Source organism: Enterobacter cloacae complex sp. P43RS, from assembly GCF_014930585.1.
Taxonomy (GTDB): Bacteria; Pseudomonadota; Gammaproteobacteria; order Enterobacterales; family Enterobacteriaceae; genus Enterobacter; species Enterobacter bugandensis.
In genome coordinates, this window is record NZ_JADBRJ010000002.1 from 279,797 (window position 1) to 299,264 (window position 19,468).

Sequence of the window (19,468 nt, forward strand, 5' to 3'; positions counted from 1 at the left end):
GGATTGTACCGAATCCACGCCCTTTTTTATAGAGATTACTGCCGCTAAATTGGCCAGATATTGTCGATGATGATCTGAAGGGTGCGGTTACCGCGAAACTCGTTGATATCCAGTTTGTACGCCAGCTCGACCTCGCGCACGCCGTTGTCCGGCCAGATGGAGGTGTCAACGTTGAAGGCGATGCCGTCCAGCAGCGGTCCGCCGCCCACGGGCTCGACCATCACTTTCAGGTGGCGTTCGCCAACGATACGCTGCTGCAGCAGGCGGAATCGCCCGTCGAACAGCGGTTCCGGGAACATCTGCCCCCATGGACCGGCATCGCGCAGCATCTGCGCGACCTCCATCGTCATTTCGGAGACAGACAGCTCACCGTCAGAGACCACTTCGCCCTGCAGCAGCGCCGGGTCAATCCACTCGGTGACCAGCTCGCCAAACAGGCGCTGGAACTCGTCGAACTTTGCCTCTTCCAGCGACAAGCCTGCCGCCATCGCGTGGCCGCCGAACTTGATCATCAGACCCGGGTAAAGCGTATCCAGACGCTCCAGCGCATCGCGCATGTGCAGCCCCTGAATCGAACGGCCAGAGCCTTTCAGCGTGCCGTCACCCGCAGGCGCAAACGCGATCACCGGGCGGTGGAAGCGCTCTTTAATGCGCGACGCCAGAATGCCGACCACGCCCTGATGCCACTCGGGGTGGTACATTGCCAGCCCGCCCGGCAGCGTATCGCCGCTGCGCTCAAGTTTTTCGCACAGGGTCAGCGCTTCGGCCTGCATCCCCTGCTCAATCTCTTTACGGGTCTGGTTCAGGGCGTCCAGCTCGTTGGCCAGCACGCGCGCTTCACCGATGTTGTCGCACAGCAGCAGCGCCACGCCGACGGACATATCGTCCAGCCTTCCGGCAGCGTTCAGACGCGGCCCGAGGGCAAAGCCCAGGTCGCTTGCCGCCAGCTTAAGCGGATCGCGGTTGGCAATCTCCAGCAGCGCCTTAATTCCGGGACGGCACTTGCCCGCGCGAATACGGCTTAAGCCCTGCCAGGTCAAAATGCGGTTATTGGCATCAAGAGGTACCACGTCCGCCACGGTGCCCAGCGCCACCAGGTCGAGGTATTCGGCCAGGTTTGGAACGGCAATGCCGCGGGATTCGAACCAGCCCTTATCGCGTAAGAGAGTACGCAACGCCAGCATCAGATAAAACGCCACGCCCACGCCGGCGAGGGATTTCGACGGGAAATCGCAGTCGCGCAGGTTGGGGTTAATAATCGCTTCTGCTGCGGGGAGCGTATCGCCGGGCAGGTGATGATCGGTGACCAGCACCGGGATCCCCAAAGCGTGAGCATGCTCGACGCCCGCATGGGAGGAGATCCCGTTGTCTACTGTCATGATCATCTGCGCACCGCGGGCATGGGCCTGATCGACCACCTCCGGGCTGAGGCCATAGCCGTCTTCAAAGCGGTTCGGCACCAGATAGGTGACATTATCGCAGCCCAGCGCGCGCAGGCTGAGCACGCTCAGGGCGGTGCTGGTTGCGCCGTCGGCGTCGAAATCCCCTACCACCACAATGCGCGTTCCCTCACGCAGCGCGTTGTAGAGCATTTCGGTAGCTTTCTCGATACCGTTCAGCTGCTGCCAGGGCAGCATCCCTTTCACGCTGCGCTCAAGATCCTCTGCGCGGCGCACGCCGCGGCTGGCGTAGAGGCGCTTTAGCAGCGGCGGGAGATCGTCCGGTAAATCAACGTGTTCAACCGCCTCGCGGCGGCGCAATTTGATGGGGGCTTTCACGCGAATTATTTACCACCAAACTGTTTCTGGTGCGCGTCGAGAAACTCTTTCATCTCTTTCGGTCCCTGATAGCCCGGAACAACATAGCCGTTACTCAGGACAATCGCTGGCGTACCGCTCACGCCAAACTGCACGCCCAGCGCGTAGTGGTTAGCAATGTCGATGTCGCAGGAGGCAGGCTTAACGTCTTTACCGTTCATCGCGTCATCAAACGCTTTGTTGCGGTCTTTGGCACACCAGATCGCTTTCATGTCCTGCTCTGGCTTGCTCTGTACGCCTGCGCGCGGGAAGGCCAGGTAACGCACGGTAATGCCCAGCGCGTTATAGTCTTTCATCTGTTCATGCAGCTTGTGGCAGTAGCCACAGGTGATGTCGGTGAAGACGGTAATCACATGTTTTTCCTGCGCCGCTTTATAGACGATCATCTCTTTTTCGAGCGCGTTCAGGTTTTTCATCAGCAGCTGGTTGGTGACGTTCACCGGCTGCGCGCCGCTGACGTCGTACAGCGGTCCCTGAATAAAGTGTTTGCCATCTTCGGTGACGTACAGCACGCCGCTGTTGGTCAGTACGGTTTTCATACCGGCAACCGGCGCAGGCTGGATGTCGCTGCTGGTGACGCCAAGCTTAGCCAGAGACTGTTTGATGGCGGCGTCATCCGCATGGGCGAAGCCGGTAAATGAGGCTGCCAGCAGGGTGAACAGCACGAAAGACTTTTTCATAATTGATCCTGTTACAATTTGTCGGCACTCACGCACGAGGGTGGTGCTGTTGGTGTAGCTGCCGCAGGCGTTCCGTCGCGACATGGGTGTAAATTTGCGTCGTTGAAAGATCGCTGTGTCCCAGCAGCATCTGCACCACGCGTAAATCTGCGCCGTGGTTTAACAGATGCGTCGCGAAGGCGTGACGCAATACGTGCGGCGAAAGCTTTTCACTGTCGATACCCGCCAGTGTGGCGTAATGCTTGATGCGATGCCAGAACGTTTGTCGCGTCATCTGCTGCGCGCGCTGGCTCGGAAACAGGACGTCGATAGACGCGCCATTGAGCAGCCAGGGGCGGCCATGCTCAAGATACGTCTCCAGCCAGTAAACCGCCTCTTCTCCCAGCGGAACCAGCCTTTCCTTGTTTCCTTTACCGATGACGCGCACCACGCCCTGACGCAGGCTGATGTCGCTCATCGTCAGGCCAACCAGTTCCGAAACGCGCAAGCCGGTTGCATACAATAGCTCAAGCATGGCTTTATCGCGTAACTCCAGCGGCAGGTCAACAGCCGGTGACTGTAATAATCTCTCAACTTGTGCTTCGCTGAGATCTTTCGGTAGCCGCTGCGGGAGTTTCGGGGACGCCAGCAGCGCGCTGGGATCGTCTTCGCGAATCTTCTCCCGATAAAGATGCTGGAAAAGCCGACGCATTGCGCTAAGCAAGCGTGCAGAGCTGGTGGCTTTGTACCCCCCTTCTACGCGTTCAGCGAGCAGCGCCTGCAGGTCGTCGCTTTGCGCGCTCGCAAGCGATAGCTCCCGACGCGCCAGCCACTCCACCAGCATGGTGAGATCGCGCCGGTAGGCACTGAGGGTATTCTCGGCCAGATTTTTCTCCAGCCACAGCGCGTCGAGAAACTGTTCAACGAGTGCGAGATCCTTTTCCACATCAGCCCCTTTGATTTTGCAGTCAGGCCATTATGCCTGATTGCGACCGGTTTCTGGTACACTACGCGCAAAGTCATAGCAAGAATTGAGATAGTTACGCGATGAATATTGGTCTGTTCTATGGTTCCAGCACCTGCTACACCGAAATGGCGGCGGAGAAAATTCGCGACATCATTGGCCCGGAACTGGTGACGTTGCATAACCTGAAAGATGACTCGGTCGCCTTGATGGAGCAATACGATGTGCTGATTCTGGGCATCCCAACCTGGGACTTTGGTGAGATACAGGAAGACTGGGAAGCCATCTGGGATCAGCTCGATTCAGTCAATTTCGACGGTAAAATTATTGCGATGTACGGCATGGGTGACCAGTTAGGCTACGGCGAATGGTTCCTGGACGCACTCGGCATGCTGCACGATAAGCTGGCACCAAAAGGGGCGGCGTTTATCGGCTACTGGCCAACCGAAGGGTATGAATTCACCAGTAAAAAGCCGATTATTGCCGACGGCGAGCTGTTTGTCGGGCTCGCGCTGGATGAAACCAATCAGTACGATCTCAGCGACGAGCGCCTGCAGGCCTGGTGCGAGCAGATCCTCGGCGAAATGGCAGAAAAATTCAGCTAACGCGCGTTACTCCTGCGTCGGCTGTTGCAGCAACATCCGGCGCAGATCCCGCCATTCTGATGCGTCCATACTGTCCGCCGCCAGCCACAGGTGCTGGCAACGTCCGCCCCCCACTTTGCGTAACCGTAACATCATCCCGGCGTTAAGCATCCAGGGCACACCGAGAATATCCCACTCTTTTCCCTGCCAGCGCAGGCGGGAATCCATCAGCAGCTTAATCTCGCCCTGACGCGCGTTAATCCGACGCTGGCTGCGTACGCTGTCAAAAACAACAAACGAAAGTAATAGCAGCCACAGCGGCGTATAGCTGAGCGGCCACGGCATGAGTAAAACGATGGCCGCAACCAGGCCGTGGAGCAATAAAGACATCCACTGCGAGCGCCACGAGACGCGAAGATCAGATTGCCACAGGACCACGTTCCCGATTCCGTGTTTGAATTAATTGCACCATCCGTTGCAACTCGGTGTCGGCGGGTTTGCCGTGATTCATCAGCCAGTTGAATAAATCCGGATCGTCAGACTCAAGCAGGCGAACAAACAGACGCTTATCATCATCGCTTAAGCTGTCGTACTCATATTCGAAGAAAGGCATGATGGAAATATCAAGTTCACGCATTCCGCGACGGCATGCCCAGTGAATACGGGCCTTGTTGTTAATATCCATGTTCAGTTTCCTGCATTACGTTTGGCACAGTCGGTACCCCGTTTTCTGTTCTTAATTTCTCTACGGGGACACCAGCTAGTGTAACGTGTTTTTGACCGTTTCATTACTGGAATATTGCGTTTGACGAGCTGGCTTCCAGAATAATCCCTACATAGACAGCGGATTACACTATTTTGCGTAGCGCTACGCATAACCCGTTTATGGCACAAATGGTCTGCTGAAAGCGCTTGCAATGCCTGCAGGCTCTTTTACCATTAGGCATTATCAAAGCGTTAAGCAATTCAGGATACCGTTATGGCCTTTACACCATTTTCTCCTCGCCAGCCCGCCGCCTCTGCGCGTCTGCCGCTGACGCTTATTTCTCTTGATGACTGGGCGCTGGCAACCCTCTCCGGCGCCGACGCCGAAAAATACTTGCAGGGTCAGGTGACTGCGGATGTTGCGCAGTTGACTGAACACCAGCATCTGCTGGCTGCGCACTGCGATCCTAAGGGCAAAATGTGGAGCAACCTGCGTCTCTTCCGCCGTCAGGACGGTTTTGCCTTTATTGAGCGCCGCAGCCTGCGCGATGCGCAGCTCAAAGAACTGAAAAAATACGCGGTCTTTTCCAAAGTCACCATCGCCCCGGACGATGAACATGTTCTGCTGGGCGTGGCGGGCTTCCAGGCGGGTGCGGCGCTGAAAAACCTGTTTGCTGAACTGCCGGATGCAGAAAAACAGGTGGTCAGCGAGGGCGCGACTTCCATCCTGTGGTTTGAACACCCGGCAGAGCGCTTCCTGTTAGTCACGGATGCCGCAACAGCCGAACGCGTGACCGAGGCGCTGTGCGGCGAAGCGCAGCTCAACAACAGCCAGCAGTGGCTGGCGCTGAACATCGAAGCGGGTCTGCCGGTAATTGACGCAGCCAACAGCGCGCAGTTTATTCCTCAGGCAACTAACCTGCAGGCGCTGGGGGGCATCAGCTTTAAAAAAGGCTGCTACACCGGTCAGGAAATGGTCGCGCGTGCAAAATTCCGTGGGGCAAACAAACGCGCGTTGTGGACACTGGCAGGCCATGCCAGCCGCGTACCGGAAGCAGGTGAAGACTTAGAACTGAAGATGGGCGACAACTGGCGCCGCACCGGTACCGTGTTAGCCGCAGTCCAGCTGGACGATGGCCGTCTTTTGGTACAGGCTGTAATGAACAACGACATGGAAGCGGACAGCGTGTTCCGCGTGCGCGACGACGCGAATACGTTGAGTATTGAGCCGCTACCGTATTCACTGGAAGAGTGATGCTCTATCGCCCGGTGGCGCTGCGCTTACCGGGCCTACGGGTGCAAATCCAGGTCGGGTAAGGCGAAGCCGCCACCCGACAACAAACTAAACCTGCCCCACGTACAAATAAATCGCCAAAAAGTGGCACACGCTGCCGCCCAGCACAAAGCCGTGCCAGATGGCATGGTTGTATGGGATGCGCTTGCAGACGTAGAAAATAACGCCCAGCGAGTAGACCACACCGCCCACCGCCAGCAGCGTTACCCCGCCGACCGCCAGCTTAATCGCCAGCTGATACACCACAATCAGCGACAGCCAGCCCATCGTCAGATAGGTGACCAGCGACAACACTTTAAACCGGTGCGCAATGGTCAGCTTAAACAGGATCCCCAGCAGCGCCAGGCTCCAGATAACAATCATCAGGCCGCGCGACAGCGGTGAGTTTAGCCCCACCAGCAGGAAAGGCGTATAGGTACCCGCAATCAGCAGATAGATAGCGCAGTGGTCAAATTTCTTAAGCCATATTTTGGCCCGCTGATGCGGAATCGCGTGATAGAGCGTCGAGGCCAGGAACAGCAGGATCATACTTCCGCCATACAGGCTATAGCTGGTAATAGCCATCGCGCTGGCATTGGTTTCCACCGCCTGTACCAGCAATAACACTAAACCGACAATCCCAAACACCAGGCCAATGCCATGGCTGATGCTGTTGGCTACTTCCTCAGCCAGCGAATATCCCTGTGCGATTAATGGTCTGCTCGCCATACTAAACTCCGGGAAAACTAAAGATGATTATTCATCGCATGACTATGCTAACTGAGAATGATTCCAGTGAACACCTGTTAGCTAAAATAATTTTAAAGTAAATTTTTATAATAAAAATCAAAAACATAAATGAACAATTCACCTGACATTTGTTCACATAAAAATTTAAGCGTTACTAATCAATGGCATAAAATTGGCTCCTGCCGTCTGGCTGCATGATATGATGGATAAATGAGGTCTGAATGAGAGTTTTGCCACTGTGAGTATGTTCACCCACTCCGCCATTGCCAGTCTCAATAACCTGGAAATGATGGTCTACAACTATGTCATCAAAAACCGGGACAAAGTGATGTACATGACCATCCGCGAGCTGGCGGATGCGGCCGGCGTCTCAACCACCACTATCCTGCGCTTTTGCCGCAAGCTCAACTGCGAAGGGTATTCTGAATTTCGCGTGCGCTTTAAGCTCTATCTTGAGCAGAACGAGCCCCAGCAGGCGAATTTCGGCGTCAGCGAAATTATCAGCTTCTTTAAAAGCGTGAATAATGAAGAGTTCGACGCGCTATTAAATGACGCGGTAAATATCATTTTGTCTTCCGAGCGAATTATATTTGTCGGGGCGGGCACGTCAGGCTCACTGGCGAAATATGGCGCGCGTTTCTTTTCAAATATTGGTAAATTCAGTAATCATATTGATGACCCTTATTTCCCGGTTACCAATGATATGGCGAAAAATGCGCTGGCGATTGTGCTCTCCGTCTCGGGCGAAACCGAGGAGATCCTGCGCTTCGCCAGCCAGTTCAGCCTGCATCACTGCAAGGTGCTCTCTATCACCAGCCACGAGCACTCGCGCCTGGCAAAACTGGCGGACTTTAATCTCTCCTGGCACGTTCCCCAGACGCGAATTGGCGGCGTCTACGATATCACCACGCAAATTCCCGTCATTTATATTCTGGAATCTCTCGGACGCAAGCTGGCGAAAAAACTGACGGAATAAAACACCCTGTTTTTTCGATGTGACAAATCACAATTTTCGCAAATTGTTATATCGTGACATTCAATTTCGCTTTGCTAGACTCAATGCCAATAAGCCATTTATTGAGAATAGCAGCGATGAAAAAAATAACCTTACCGAAAGATTTTTTATGGGGCGGCGCGGTTGCCGCTCATCAGGTTGAAGGCGGCTGGAACAAAGGCGGCAAAGGGCCAAGCATTTGCGACGTGCTGACCGGCGGCGCACACGGCGTGCCGCGCGAAATCACGCAGGAGGTGGTGCCGGGTAAATACTACCCAAACCACGAAGCCATCGACTTCCACGGCCACTATAAAGAAGACATCAAGCTATTTGCCGAGATGGGCTTCAAGTGTTTCCGTACCTCTATCGCCTGGACGCGCATCTTCCCGAAAGGTGACGAAACGCAGCCAAACGAAGAAGGGCTGAAGTTTTACGACGACATGTTCGATGAGCTGCTGAAGTACAACATCGAACCGGTGATCACCCTCTCCCACTTCGAAATGCCGCTGCACCTGGTGCAGGAGTACGGTAGCTGGACCAACCGCAAAGTGGTCGATTTCTTCGTGCGCTTCGCGGAAGTGGTGTTTGAGCGCTACAAGCACAAGGTCAAATACTGGATGACCTTCAACGAAATCAACAACCAGCGCAACTGGCGCGCCCCGCTGTTCGGCTACTGCTGCTCGGGCGTGGTCTACACCGAACATGACAACCCGGAAGAGACCATGTACCAGGTGCTGCACCACCAGTTTATGGCCAGCGCCCTGGCGGTGAAAGCCGCGCGCCGCATCAACCCGGAGATGAAAGTCGGCTGCATGCTGGCGATGGTGGCGCTCTATCCGTTCTCCTGCAAGCCGGAAGACGTGATGTTCGCCCAGGAATCCATGCGCGAGCGCTATGTCTTTACCGACGTCCAACTGCGTGGTTACTACCCGTCCTACGTGCTGAACGAGTGGGAGCGCCGCGGCTTTTCCATCAAAATGGAGGCGGGCGACGAGCAGATCCTGCGTGAAGGTACCTGCGACTACTTAGGCTTCAGCTACTACATGACCAACGCGGTGAAGGCGGAAGGCGGTACAGGTGACGCCATTTCCGGCTTCGAAGGCAGCGTGCCGAACCCGCACGTGAAGGCGTCCGACTGGGGCTGGCAGATTGACCCGGTGGGCCTGCGCTATTCCCTGTGCGAACTTTACGAGCGTTACCAGAAGCCGCTGTTTATCGTTGAGAACGGGTTCGGTGCCTTCGACAAGGTGGAAGAAGACGGCAGCATCAACGATGACTATCGCATCGACTACCTGCGTGCCCACGTGGAAGAGATGATCAAAGCCGTCACGCATGATGGCGTGGATCTGATGGGCTATACGCCGTGGGGCTGCATCGACTGCGTGTCGTTCACCACCGGTCAGTACAGCAAGCGCTACGGCTTTATCTACGTCAACAAGCACGACGACGGCACGGGCGACATGTCGCGCTCCCGTAAGAAGAGCTTCGAGTGGTATAAAGGCGTGATTGCCAGCAACGGCGAGAAACTTTAACGCCGGGCGCCGTTCCCTCTCCCCTTTGGGGAGAGGGTTAGCATGAGGGGTTTACTTCCCGCCAGCCAGCTCGATAAAACTGCCCGTCACGTAAGACGCCTTCTCGCTCAGCAGCCAGACAATCGCCTGCGCCACCTCTTCCGGCTGGCCGCCGCGCTGCATCGGCAGTAACGATTTCACACGATCCACTCGCCCCGGCTCTCCGCCGGAAGCATGGATATCGGTATAAATCAGCCCAGGCCGCACGCAGTTCACGCGAATGCCCTGCGCCGCCACCTCCAGCGATAGCCCGGTTGTCAGCGAATCTACCGCGCCTTTGGAAGCAGCGTAATCGACATACTCACCCGGCGCGCCCAGACGAGACGCGGCGGAAGAGACATTCACAATCGCCCCGCCCTTGCCGCCATGCTTGATGGACATGCGTTTCACCGCTTCACGACAGCAGAGGAAGTAACCCGTGACGTTGGTCGCCAGCACGCGGTTAATGCGCTCTGCGGACAGATTCTCGATGGTGGATTGCTCAAACAGAATGCCTGCATTATTGACCAGCGCGCGAAGCGGCTCACCTTCACGATCGATGCTGTCAAACATCGCCAGCACCTGAGCTTCATCGCTGATGTCCGCACGCACGGCAAACGCTTTACCGCCGGCCTCAACGATCTGATTGATAACGTCCGTCGCGGCTTTAATGTTGTGGTGATAGTTCACCGCCACGGTGTAGCCTTCACGTGCCAGCTGCAGCGCGGTGGCTTTCCCAATGCCCCGGCTCGCGCCGGTGACCAGTGCAATTGCCATTCACAACCTCCAGATAAAAAAAAGCCGGGTGGCGCTTACGCTTACCCGGCCTACAGTATGGCAAATAATTACTGGTATTCGCTCATCGGCACGCAGGAGCAGAACAGATTACGGTCGCCGTAAACGTCATCAAGACGCTTCACGGTCGGCCAGTATTTGTTTGCCACGCCAGCCGGGAAGACGGCCAGCTCGCGGGAGTAACCGTGGTTCCACTCTGCCACCATCTCGTGCTGGGTATGCGGGGCGTTGACCAGCGGGTTATCTTCCAGCGTCCATTCGCCGTCCTGCACGCGGTCGATCTCCATGCGGATGGCCAGCATCGCGTCGATAAAGCGGTCCAGCTCGGCTTTGCTTTCAGACTCGGTCGGCTCCACCATCAGCGTCCCCGCAACCGGGAACGACATGGTTGGTGCGTGGAAGCCGTAGTCGATCAGACGCTTGGCGATATCCAGCTCGCTGATGCCGGTCTGCTCTTTCAGCGGACGAATATCCAGAATGCACTCATGCGCCACGCGACCGTCGCGGCCGGTATAGAGCACCGGGAAGGCGGACTTCAGGCGAGTCGCAATGTAGTTGGCGTTCAGAATAGCCACCTGGCTCGCCTGCTTCAGCCCTTCCGCGCCCATCATGCGGATGTACATCCAGCTGATTGGCAGGATTGATGCGCTACCGAACGGTGCCGCAGAGACCGCGCCCTGACGGGTCAGCATGCCTTCAATCTGCACCACGCTGTGGCCCGGCACAAACGGCGCCAGGTGCGCTTTCACGCCGATTGGTCCCATGCCCGGGCCGCCACCGCCGTGCGGAATGCAGAAGGTTTTATGCAGGTTCAGGTGCGACACGTCCGCGCCGATAAAGCCCGGAGAGGTAATGCCCACCTGAGCGTTCATGTTCGCGCCGTCGAGGTATACCTGACCGCCAAACTGGTGCACCACTTCGCACACTTCACGGATGGTCTCTTCGTACACGCCGTGGGTGGACGGGTAGGTCACCATGATGCAGGAGAGCTTGTCGCCCGCCTGCTCGGCTTTCGCACGCAGGTCGGCCAAATCGATGTTGCCGTTCTTATCGCACGCGACCACCACCACTTCCATGCCCGCCATCTGGGCTGAGGCCGGGTTGGTGCCGTGGGCGGAGCTTGGGATCAGGCAGATATCGCGGTGACCTTCGTTACGGCTTTCGTGATAGTGACGGATCGCCAGCAGGCCCGCGTATTCACCCTGTGCGCCGGAGTTCGGCTGCATGCAGAGCGCGTCGTAACCGGTCAGCTTCACCAGCCAGTCTGAAAGCTGGTTGATCATCATGTGATAGCCTTCCGCCTGTTCTGGCGGGCAGAACGGGTGCAGTTCGGAGAATTCAGGCCAGGTAATCGGGATCATCTCTGCCGCAGCGTTCAGCTTCATGGTGCAGGAGCCCAGCGGGATCATCGCCTGGTTCAGCGCCAGATCCTTGCGCTCCAGAGAGTGCATATAGCGCATCATCTCGGTTTCGCTGTGATAGCGATTGAACACCGGGTGAGTCAGGATCGCGTCATTGCGCAGCATGCTTTCCTGAATGGAGCGGCTGTCGAGCGCGACCTCTTTGTCGAGCGTATCAACGTCCAGACCGTGTGCGTCGCCCAGCAACACGCTGAACAGGCTCAGGATATCGTCGCGAGTGGTGCTTTCATCCAGCGTAATGCCGACCGCGTTGTGGATGTCGCTGCGCAGGTTGATTTCTGCTGCATTCGCGCGCGCCAGCACGGCGGCTTTGTCTGCCACTTCCACGCACAGGGTGTCGAAGTAGTGCGCGTGGCGCAGCTTGAGGCCCTTCTGCTGTAGGCCGCAGGCCAGAATATCGGCCAGGCGGTGAATGCGGCTGGCAATGCGCTTCAGGCCAGCCGGACCGTGGAATACCGCATACAGGCTGGCGATGTTTGCCAGCAGTACCTGGGAAGTACAGATGTTGGAGTTCGCTTTCTCGCGGCGGATATGCTGCTCGCGGGTCTGCATCGCCATGCGCAACGCGGTATTACCGGCAGCATCTTTTGACACGCCAATGATACGGCCTGGCATGGAGCGTTTGAATTCATCTTTCGCGCCGAAGAACGCCGCGTGCGGGCCGCCGTAGCCCATCGGCACGCCGAAGCGCTGCGCGGAGCCGAATACAATATCCGCGCCCTGTTTGCCCGGCGCCGTCAGCAGCACCAGCGCCATAAAATCGGCGGCAACGCTGACAACCACTTTGCGGGATTTCAGCTCGGCAATCAGCGCGCCGTAGTCGTGAACTTCGCCGGTGGTACCCACCTGCTGCAGCAGCACGCCGAAGACGTCCTGGTGATCCAGCACTTTGTCGGCGTCGTCGACGATCACCTCAAAACCGAAGGTTTCTGCACGGGTGCGCACCACGTCCAGCGTCTGGGGATGCACGTCCGCCGCCACGAAGAAGCGGTTAGCATTTTTCAGCTTGCTTACGCGTTTTGCCATCGCCATCGCTTCGGCAGCGGCGGTCGCTTCATCCAGCAGAGAGGCGGAAGCGATATCCATACCGGTCAGATCCAGCGTCACCTGCTGGAAGTTCAGCAGCGCTTCCAGACGCCCCTGGGAGACTTCTGGCTGATAAGGGGTGTAAGCGGTGTACCAGCCCGGGTTTTCCAGCATGTTGCGCAGGATAACCGGCGGTAACTGCACGTTGGTGTAGCCCATGCCAATGTAAGACTTATAGCGCTTGTTGAGGCCTGCAATAGCCTTCAGCTCCGCCAGCGCGGCGAACTCCGTGGTGGCATCCCCTATCTGAGGCGGCGTGGCAAGCTGGATGTCTTTTGGCACAATCTGGCCGATCAGTGCGTCTAATGAATCCGCGCCAACCGTCTTCAGCATCTCCTGCTGTTGCTGAGCATCCGGCCCAATGTGACGTTCAATGAAGGCGCCACGGTTTTCAAGCTGGCTTAAAGTCTGTGTCATGAGCGATGGTTCCTGATACGTGCAGTGAATCGTAGTTATCTGTAACGCTGTTGCCCGGTGGCGCTACCGCTTACCGGGCCCGGTAAGCCGGATAAGCGCAGCGCCATCCGGCACAACGTTATTCGTCTTCCAGTAGTGCTTCGTACGCGGTTGCATCCAGCAGCGCGGCAACTTGCGATTCGTCGCTGGCTTTGATCTTGAAGATCCAGCCGCCTTCATAAGGCTCGCTGTTGACCAGCTCTGGCGAATCGCTCAGCGCGTCGTTGACCGCAACAATCTCACCGCTTACCGGTGCGTAGATGTCAGACGCCGCTTTTACGGACTCCGCCACGGCGCAGTCGTCGCCCGCGCTAACGGTCGTGCCCACGTCAGGCAGGTCAACAAACACCATGTCGCCCAGCAGCTCCTGCGCGTGCTCGGTGATCCCGACGGTGTAAGTGCCGTCCGCCTCTTTGCGCAGCCACTCGTGTTCTTTGCTGTATTTCAGTTCTGCTGGCACATTGCTCATTGAAGTTCTCCTGATAAAAATAGTTAGGCGACCGGCTTACCGGCGCGAACAAAAATCGGTTTGGTCACGTTGACCGGCATTTCGCGGTTGCGGATTTGCACTACCGCCGTGTCGCCAATGCCTGCCGGCACGCGTGCCAGTGCAATACTGTAGCCCAGCGTCGGAGAGAAGGTTCCGCTGGTGATCACGCCTTCGCGATGATTGCCGTCAGCATCGGTAAAGCGCACCGGCAGCTCGCCGCGCAGCACGCCTTTTTCCTTCATCACCAGTCCCACCAGCTGTTCGGTGCCCTTCTCGCGCTGCATCTCCAGCGCTTCACGGCCAATAAAATCACGGTCAGCCGGTTCCCACGCGATGGTCCAGCCCATGTTGGCCGCCAGCGGAGAGACGCCTTCATCCATTTCCTGACCGTAGAGGTTCATGCCCGCTTCCAGACGCAGCGTATCGCGCGCGCCCAGGCCCGCAGGCTTCACGCCCGCTTCTACCAGCGCACGCCAGAAATCGGCAGCTTTCTCGTTCGGCATCGCAATTTCGTAGCCCGCTTCACCGGTATAGCCGGTGGTGGCGATAAACAGATCCCCCGCCTGCACGCCGAAGAACGGCTTCATGCCTTCGGTGGCGGTGCGCTGCTCGTCGTTAAAGAGAGAGGCGGCTTTTGCCTGCGCGTTTGGTCCCTGCACGGCGATCAGCGACAGATCGTCACGGACGGTGATGTCGATGGCATAAGGTTCGGCGTGTTGGGTGATCCAGGAGAGGTCTTTTTCGCGGGTGGCGGAGTTTACAACGAGGCGGAAGAAATCTTCGGTGAAGTAGTAGACGATAAGGTCATCAATCACGCCGCCCGAGGCATTCAGCATGCCGGTATAGAGCGCTTTACCCGGCGTCTTCAGTTTGGCGACGTCGTTTGCCAGCAGATAACGCAAAAACTCCCGGGTGCGGCTACCGCGCAGGTCGACAATCGTCATGTGGGACACGTCGAACATACCGGCATCGGTGCGCACCGCGTGGTGCTCATCAATCTGCGAGCCGTAGTGCAGCGGCATCATCCAGCCATGGAAGTCCACCATGCGGGCGCCGCATAACACGTGTTGTTCGTACAAAGGAGTCTGTTGAGCCATCTTGTCCTCGTTGAAAAATTCACCGTGAAACCCGGTATCGGCCTCGTTCCCGAATGCCGACGCAAACGTTCTCTTTTACCTGAACTTACCACCGAAACCGGCGGTTAACCATAAGGTAAAACGGGTCATCACATTAGCTTATGACCAAAAAACGCTGAAAAGCCTACAGAGTTATTCACTGGAAAAATGCGATTAACCCCGCACAAAATTAACAATGATCTAACAGGATTTAGCACATGGTGATATTTCGTGCGGAAAAACGGGCCGAATTTCCGTCACGTAAAAATCACGACATGAGAATAACTAATGCGAAAAATGGCGTGGAATTAGAATATTTCAAACGAGGGGATTTCCCCGGCGCAGAGGCCGGGAAAATAAAGTGTGACGGGGATCGAGATTAGCGTAACCAGTCGGGAAGATCGTTAAGACCCATTGCCTGACGAAGAAGTTGAGGTTTGACGCCGGGAAGGGTGTCGGCCAGCTTGAGGCCGATATCGCGCAGCAGTTTTTTCGCCGGATTTGCCCCGGCAAACAGCTCGCGGAAGCCCTGCATTCCTGCCAGCATCATCGCCGCACTGTGCTTGCGGCTGCGCTCGTAGCGACGCAGATACAGATGCTGGCCGATATCTTTACCTTCACGGTGCAGGCGACGCAGTTCTTCCACCAGTTCCGCCGCGTCCATAAAGCCGAGGTTAACGCCCTGCCCGGCCAGCGGATGAATGGTATGGGCCGCATCCCCCACCAGCGCCAGACGGTGCGCGGCGAACTGACGCGCGTACCGGCCGGTTAACGGGAAAACCAGCCGCTCGCTTTCAAGCGTGCACAGGCCAAGGCGGTTATCAAACGCCACGCACAGCGCCTGGTTAAAGGCCTCCGGCGTCGCATCCTGCATCTGCTGCGCTTTCTCCGGCACCAGGGACCAGACAATCGAGCACAGGTGCGGATCGGCAAGCGGCAGAAACGCCAGTATGCCGTCGTTGTGGAAAATCTGCCGCGCAACGCCGCCGTGCGGCTCTTCAGTACGGATCGTTGCCACCATCGCATGATGGCGGTAATCCCAGTACGTCAGCGGGATATCGGCCTTGTTGCGCAGCCAGGAGTTAGCGCCGTCGGCACCGACCACCAGACGCGCGGTCAGCATGTCGCCGCTTTGCAGGGTGATAAACGCCTCGTTTTCGCCCCATGCCACCTGCTGGATCTGCGCAGGCGCAACCAGCGTCACGTCGCTGCACTGCTCTGCTTTCTGCCACAGCGCGTGGTGGATCACCGCGTTTTCAACGATGTGCCCCAGATGGCTATAGCCCATGCTTTCATCATCAAAGGCAATATGGCCAAAGCTGTCTTTGTCCCACACTTCCATGCCGTGATAGCAGCTGGCGCGCTGGGCGACGATATCTGACCAGACGCCGAGACGCGTCAAAAGCTTTTCGCTGGCCGCGTTAATCGCCGACACGCGGAGTTCCGGCGGGGCATCTGATGCGACAGGCTGGGGCTGCTTTTGCTCCAGCACGGCCACGCGCAGGCCGCTGCCCTTTAATCCACAGGCCAGCGCCAGCCCAACCATTCCGCCGCCAACGATGGCAACATCAACATTTTGCACAGTGATAACTCCTTAACGCGCGACCCAACCCAGGGTCCGCTGCGCCAGCACGTCACGTGCCGGAATGAACAGTTCCATCGCCATCAGCCCGAGGTTGCGACCAACAACCAGCGGCGCCCAGCGATTGGCAAAGAGATGGACTAAACCATCGGTGACGCCAATTGTCGCCTCTTTATCGGCCTGACGTCGCGTCTGGTAATGGCTTAGCACCGGATAAGCGCCACAGTCTTTTTGTTCGCTCCACGCCTGCGAAAGCGTTTCGGCCAGGCTCATCACATCCCGCAGGCCAAGGTTAAAGCCCTGACCGGCGATGGGGTGGAGGGTTTGCGCCGCGTTGCCGACCAGCGCCACGCGGTGAGAAACAGACTGTGATGCCGTGGTTAACGACAGTGGATAGACCGCACGTTTCCCGGCATGGGTAATACGCCCCAGCCGCCAGCCAAAGGCTTTCTGCAGCTCGGTACAAAAACGTTCGTCGGACCAGGATTTAACCTCTTCGGCCTTTTCCTGCGGGTGGCACCAGACCAGCGAGCAGCGCCCGCCCGTCATCGGCAGCATCGCCAGCGGGCCGTGCTGGGTGAAGCGCTCAAACGCCCGGCCGTTGTGTTCTGCTGCGGTCGAGACGTTCGCGATGACCGCGACCTGCCCGTAAGGCTGCTGCCGCCACTCTACGCCGCACTGGGTGCCGAGCGCCGAGCGCGACCCGTCAGCCGCCACCAGAAGCTGTCCGTCAAGCACGGTGCCATTGTCCAGCGTTACGCTGACCGCGTCTTCACTGCGGGTGAAGCTGGCAACGCGTGCCGGGCAGTGCAACGTGACGCCCGGCGCGTCCTGTAACAGGCGGAACAGGCGCAGGCCAATATCGTGCAGTTCAACGACCTGACCCAGCGCGTCAATACGGTAATCATGGGCATCCAGCGTCACAAACCCGGCATGACCGCGATCGCTTACGTGCACGGTATTAATGGCGGTAGCGCAGTCGGCGATGGCCTGCCAGATGCCAATGCGGGATAGCTGCTGGCAGGTGCCCTGCGCCAGGGCAATGGCGCGGGAATCAAACCCAGGGTGATTCTTCGCCTGCGGCGCGACGGCTTCAACCAGATGCACCGGAAGCTGCCCCTTCGTCAAATGCGAGATGGCTAACGCCAGCGTGGCGCCAGTCATGCCGCCGCCAACGATAATCACGCTCATACGCGCGCCGCTGCCATCAGCGCCTCGATATCGTCCGCTTTTTTCACCACGCTCGCGGTCAGGTTTTCGTTGCCGGTTTCGGTGATGACGATGTCGTCTTCAATACGAATGCCAATTCCGCGGTATTCCTCTGGCACGTCGGCATCCGGCGCGATGTACAGGCCCGGCTCGACGGTCAGCACCATGCCCGGTTCAAGCACGCGCGAACGTTCAGGGCCGTACACGCCCACGTCGTGCACGTCTAGCCCCAGCCAGTGGCTCAGGCCGTGCATAAAGTACGGGCGGTGAGCATTCTCGGTAATCAGGGTGTCGACATCCCCTTTGAGGATCCCAAGCTTAACCAGCCCGGTAATCATGATGCGCACCACCTCGCCGGTCACTTCCTGAATGGAGGTGCCCGGGCGATACAGCGTCAGCGCCGTCTCGAGAGATTCGAGAACGATGTCATAAATCGCCCGCTGCGCTGGCGAAAACTTGCCGTTCACCGGGAAGGTACGCGTGATGTCGCCCGCGTAGCCCTGATATTCGCAACCGGCGTCAATCAGCACCAGATCGCCGTCGCGCAGCGCGCTTTCGTTTTCGGTGTAGTGCAGAATGCAGCCGTTTTCCCCGCCGCCAACGATGGTGTTGTAGGAGGGATAACGCGCGCCGTGGCGGTTAAATTCGTGGTGAATTTCGCCTTCCAGCTGGTATTCAAACATTCCGGGACGACATTTCTCCATCGCGCGGGCGTGCGCCAGGGCGCTGATTTCGCCCGCACGGCGCAGCACGTTCAGCTCTTCTTCAGATTTGAACAGACGCATCTCGTGCACCACCGGACGCCAGTCCGTGAGGGTGGCGGGCGCGGACAGGTTCTGCCGCGAGCCTTTACGCAGTTTTTCCAGCGCGTTGAAAACAATCTCATCGGCGTAGGCGTATTCGCCCTGCGCGTGGTAGAGCACGTCGAGGCCATTAAGCAGCTGATAGAGCTGCTGGTTGATTTCGCTAAACGCCAGCGCGCGGTCAACGCCCAGCTTTTCCGGGGCGGCCTCTTGCCCTAAGCGGCGGCCAAACCAGATCTCAGCGGTTAAGTCTCGTACGCGGTTGAAAATCACGCTGTGGTTGTGGGTGTCATTGCTCTTAATCAGCACCAGCACCGCTTCCGGCTCGTTGAAGCCGGTGAAGTACCAGAAATCGCTGCTCTGGCGATAGGGGTATTCGCTGTCGGCGCTGCGCGTCACTTCCGGCGCGGCAAAAATCAGCGCCGCGCTTCCCGGCTGCATATTTGCCAGCAGCGCCTGACGACGGCGCAAATACTCTTGTTGCGAGATAACCATGACACCCTCCTGTGCGTTATTTTTCTTAATGTAAGGTTGGCTTGCGAACTTCCGGCGCGGTCGGCTGCGAGCGCGTAAAGTTGTCGTGGCACAGCAGCGCCGCCACGCGCACGTACTCGATGATCTCTTCGAGAGACATTTCCAGCTCTTCCTGATCTTCCTCTTCATCGTAGCCAAGCTGGGCGATGTTGCGCAGATCGTCAATCGCTTCACCCGCTTCGCCGGTGACTTTATCAAGCTTAGGCTGGGTGACGCCCAGGCCAAGCAGATAGTGGTTTACCCACCCCGCGAGCGCATCGGCGCGATCGAAGACGCTGACATCGTCGCCTTCAGGCAGATAAAGCTGAAAAAGGAAGCCATCGTCTTCCAGCGAATCGCTGGTTGCCGCGTGCATTTTTCGCAGCGCTTCCGCCAGTTCGTGGCCAAACGCCAGCCCTTCGTTGGTGAGGTCGTGGATCAGCGGCTGCCATGAGCTGTCGCTGTTTCCGCCGCACAGTATGCCGCTGATCAGACCGTGCATTTCGGCAGGGGTAAGACCGACTCCCTGCTGGTTCAGTAACTGGTTTAAATCCTTGTAACCAGGCATTTCGTTCTGTATAGACATACGCATTCGTCATCAAAGGGAGGATATTCATGATATGCTACCACTTTGGACCCTGGTGATACCAGAAAAGGGCTTGTATCTTCACATCAGGGTAGCTATAGTGTCGCCCCTTCGCA

18 protein-coding genes are annotated in these 19,468 nt (G+C 57.5%); 4 read left to right on the forward strand and 14 right to left on the reverse strand.

Going from position 1 to position 19,468, the window contains the following annotated elements; all coding sequences use genetic code 11:
• Positions 1-44 precede the first annotated feature (44 nt).
• From recJ to xerD, 3 genes are read right to left on the reverse strand one after another with little or no spacing between them, the layout of a single operon-like run.
• Complete coding sequence (recJ, locus tag IM294_RS05135; RefSeq protein ID WP_048998789.1) at positions 45-1,778, reverse strand: single-stranded-DNA-specific exonuclease RecJ; 1,734 nt, start codon at positions 1,776-1,778, stop codon at positions 45-47.
• A gap of 5 nt (positions 1,779-1,783) precedes the next feature.
• Entirely contained in the window at positions 1,784-2,497 is a 714-nt protein-coding gene (gene dsbC, locus IM294_RS05140) for a bifunctional protein-disulfide isomerase/oxidoreductase DsbC (protein ID WP_028014319.1), read from the reverse strand.
• A 28-nt stretch (positions 2,498-2,525) separates the two neighbouring features.
• Positions 2,526-3,422, reverse strand: a complete 897-nt coding sequence (gene xerD / locus IM294_RS05145) for a site-specific tyrosine recombinase XerD (protein WP_028014320.1) — start codon at positions 3,420-3,422, stop codon at positions 2,526-2,528.
• 101 nt (positions 3,423-3,523) lie between these two features.
• Between xerD and fldB the strand changes: the two genes are divergently transcribed.
• Entirely contained in the window at positions 3,524-4,045 is a 522-nt protein-coding gene (gene fldB / locus IM294_RS05150) for a flavodoxin FldB (protein WP_041908355.1), read from the forward strand.
• Between the two features lie 6 nt (positions 4,046-4,051).
• Here the strand turns inward: fldB and IM294_RS05155 are convergent, their stop codons facing one another.
• Positions 4,052-4,462: a protein YgfX gene (locus tag IM294_RS05155; RefSeq protein ID WP_028014322.1), complete on the reverse strand. Its 411-nt coding sequence runs from the start codon at positions 4,460-4,462 to the stop codon at positions 4,052-4,054.
• Positions 4,443-4,709 (reverse strand): FAD assembly factor SdhE, encoded by a 267-nt coding sequence (gene sdhE / locus IM294_RS05160; RefSeq protein ID WP_010435322.1) that lies wholly within the window; start codon positions 4,707-4,709, stop codon positions 4,443-4,445. The genes IM294_RS05155 and sdhE overlap by 20 nt, the downstream gene beginning before the upstream one ends.
• Positions 4,710-5,003: 294 nt before the next feature.
• Here sdhE and ygfZ point away from each other — a divergent pair, with 294 nt between their 5' ends.
• Complete coding sequence (gene ygfZ / locus IM294_RS05165) at positions 5,004-5,984, forward strand: tRNA-modifying protein YgfZ (RefSeq protein WP_126817217.1); 981 nt, start codon at positions 5,004-5,006, stop codon at positions 5,982-5,984.
• Between the two features lie 87 nt (positions 5,985-6,071).
• Here ygfZ and IM294_RS05170 read toward each other — a convergent pair whose 3' ends face one another.
• Positions 6,072-6,731 carry a hemolysin III family protein gene (locus IM294_RS05170; protein WP_126817215.1) on the reverse strand — a complete coding sequence of 220 codons (660 nt, stop codon included), beginning with the start codon at positions 6,729-6,731 and terminating at the stop codon, positions 6,072-6,074.
• 265 nt (positions 6,732-6,996) lie between these two features.
• Between IM294_RS05170 and IM294_RS05175 the strand changes: the two genes are divergently transcribed.
• Positions 6,997-7,728, forward strand: coding sequence for a MurR/RpiR family transcriptional regulator (locus tag IM294_RS05175; protein WP_126817388.1), 732 nt, complete (start codon positions 6,997-6,999; stop codon positions 7,726-7,728).
• Positions 7,729-7,844: 116 nt separating this feature from the next.
• On the forward strand, positions 7,845-9,278 hold the full coding sequence (gene bglA / locus IM294_RS05180; protein WP_126817213.1) for a 6-phospho-beta-glucosidase BglA: 1,434 nt from the start codon (positions 7,845-7,847) through the stop codon (positions 9,276-9,278).
• A 51-nt stretch (positions 9,279-9,329) separates the two neighbouring features.
• Here the strand turns inward: bglA and IM294_RS05185 are convergent, their stop codons facing one another.
• From IM294_RS05185 to IM294_RS05220, 8 genes are all read right to left on the reverse strand, one after another.
• A complete protein-coding gene (locus IM294_RS05185) occupies positions 9,330-10,073 on the reverse strand; it encodes an SDR family oxidoreductase (protein WP_028014327.1) in 744 nt (247 codons plus the stop codon).
• A 68-nt stretch (positions 10,074-10,141) separates the two neighbouring features.
• Positions 10,142-13,015 carry an aminomethyl-transferring glycine dehydrogenase gene (gene gcvP / locus IM294_RS05190; RefSeq protein WP_193360308.1) on the reverse strand — a complete coding sequence of 958 codons (2,874 nt, stop codon included), beginning with the start codon at positions 13,013-13,015 and terminating at the stop codon, positions 10,142-10,144.
• A 118-nt stretch (positions 13,016-13,133) separates the two neighbouring features.
• Entirely contained in the window at positions 13,134-13,523 is a 390-nt protein-coding gene (gene gcvH, locus IM294_RS05195) for a glycine cleavage system protein GcvH (RefSeq protein ID WP_008499718.1), read from the reverse strand.
• 23 nt (positions 13,524-13,546) lie between these two features.
• Positions 13,547-14,641, reverse strand: a complete 1,095-nt coding sequence (gene gcvT / locus IM294_RS05200) for a glycine cleavage system aminomethyltransferase GcvT (RefSeq protein ID WP_126817209.1) — start codon at positions 14,639-14,641, stop codon at positions 13,547-13,549.
• A gap of 397 nt (positions 14,642-15,038) precedes the next feature.
• Entirely contained in the window at positions 15,039-16,241 is a 1,203-nt protein-coding gene (gene ubiI, locus IM294_RS05205) for an FAD-dependent 2-octaprenylphenol hydroxylase (RefSeq protein WP_126817207.1), read from the reverse strand.
• 12 nt (positions 16,242-16,253) lie between these two features.
• Complete coding sequence (gene ubiH / locus IM294_RS05210; RefSeq protein WP_041908350.1) at positions 16,254-17,432, reverse strand: 2-octaprenyl-6-methoxyphenyl hydroxylase; 1,179 nt, start codon at positions 17,430-17,432, stop codon at positions 16,254-16,256.
• On the reverse strand, positions 17,429-18,742 hold the full coding sequence (pepP, locus tag IM294_RS05215; protein ID WP_126817386.1) for a Xaa-Pro aminopeptidase: 1,314 nt from the start codon (positions 18,740-18,742) through the stop codon (positions 17,429-17,431). The genes ubiH and pepP overlap by 4 nt, the downstream gene beginning before the upstream one ends.
• A 31-nt stretch (positions 18,743-18,773) precedes the next feature.
• On the reverse strand, positions 18,774-19,352 hold the full coding sequence (locus tag IM294_RS05220; protein WP_028014333.1) for a YecA family protein: 579 nt from the start codon (positions 19,350-19,352) through the stop codon (positions 18,774-18,776).
• Between the last annotated feature and the right edge of the window lie 116 nt (positions 19,353-19,468).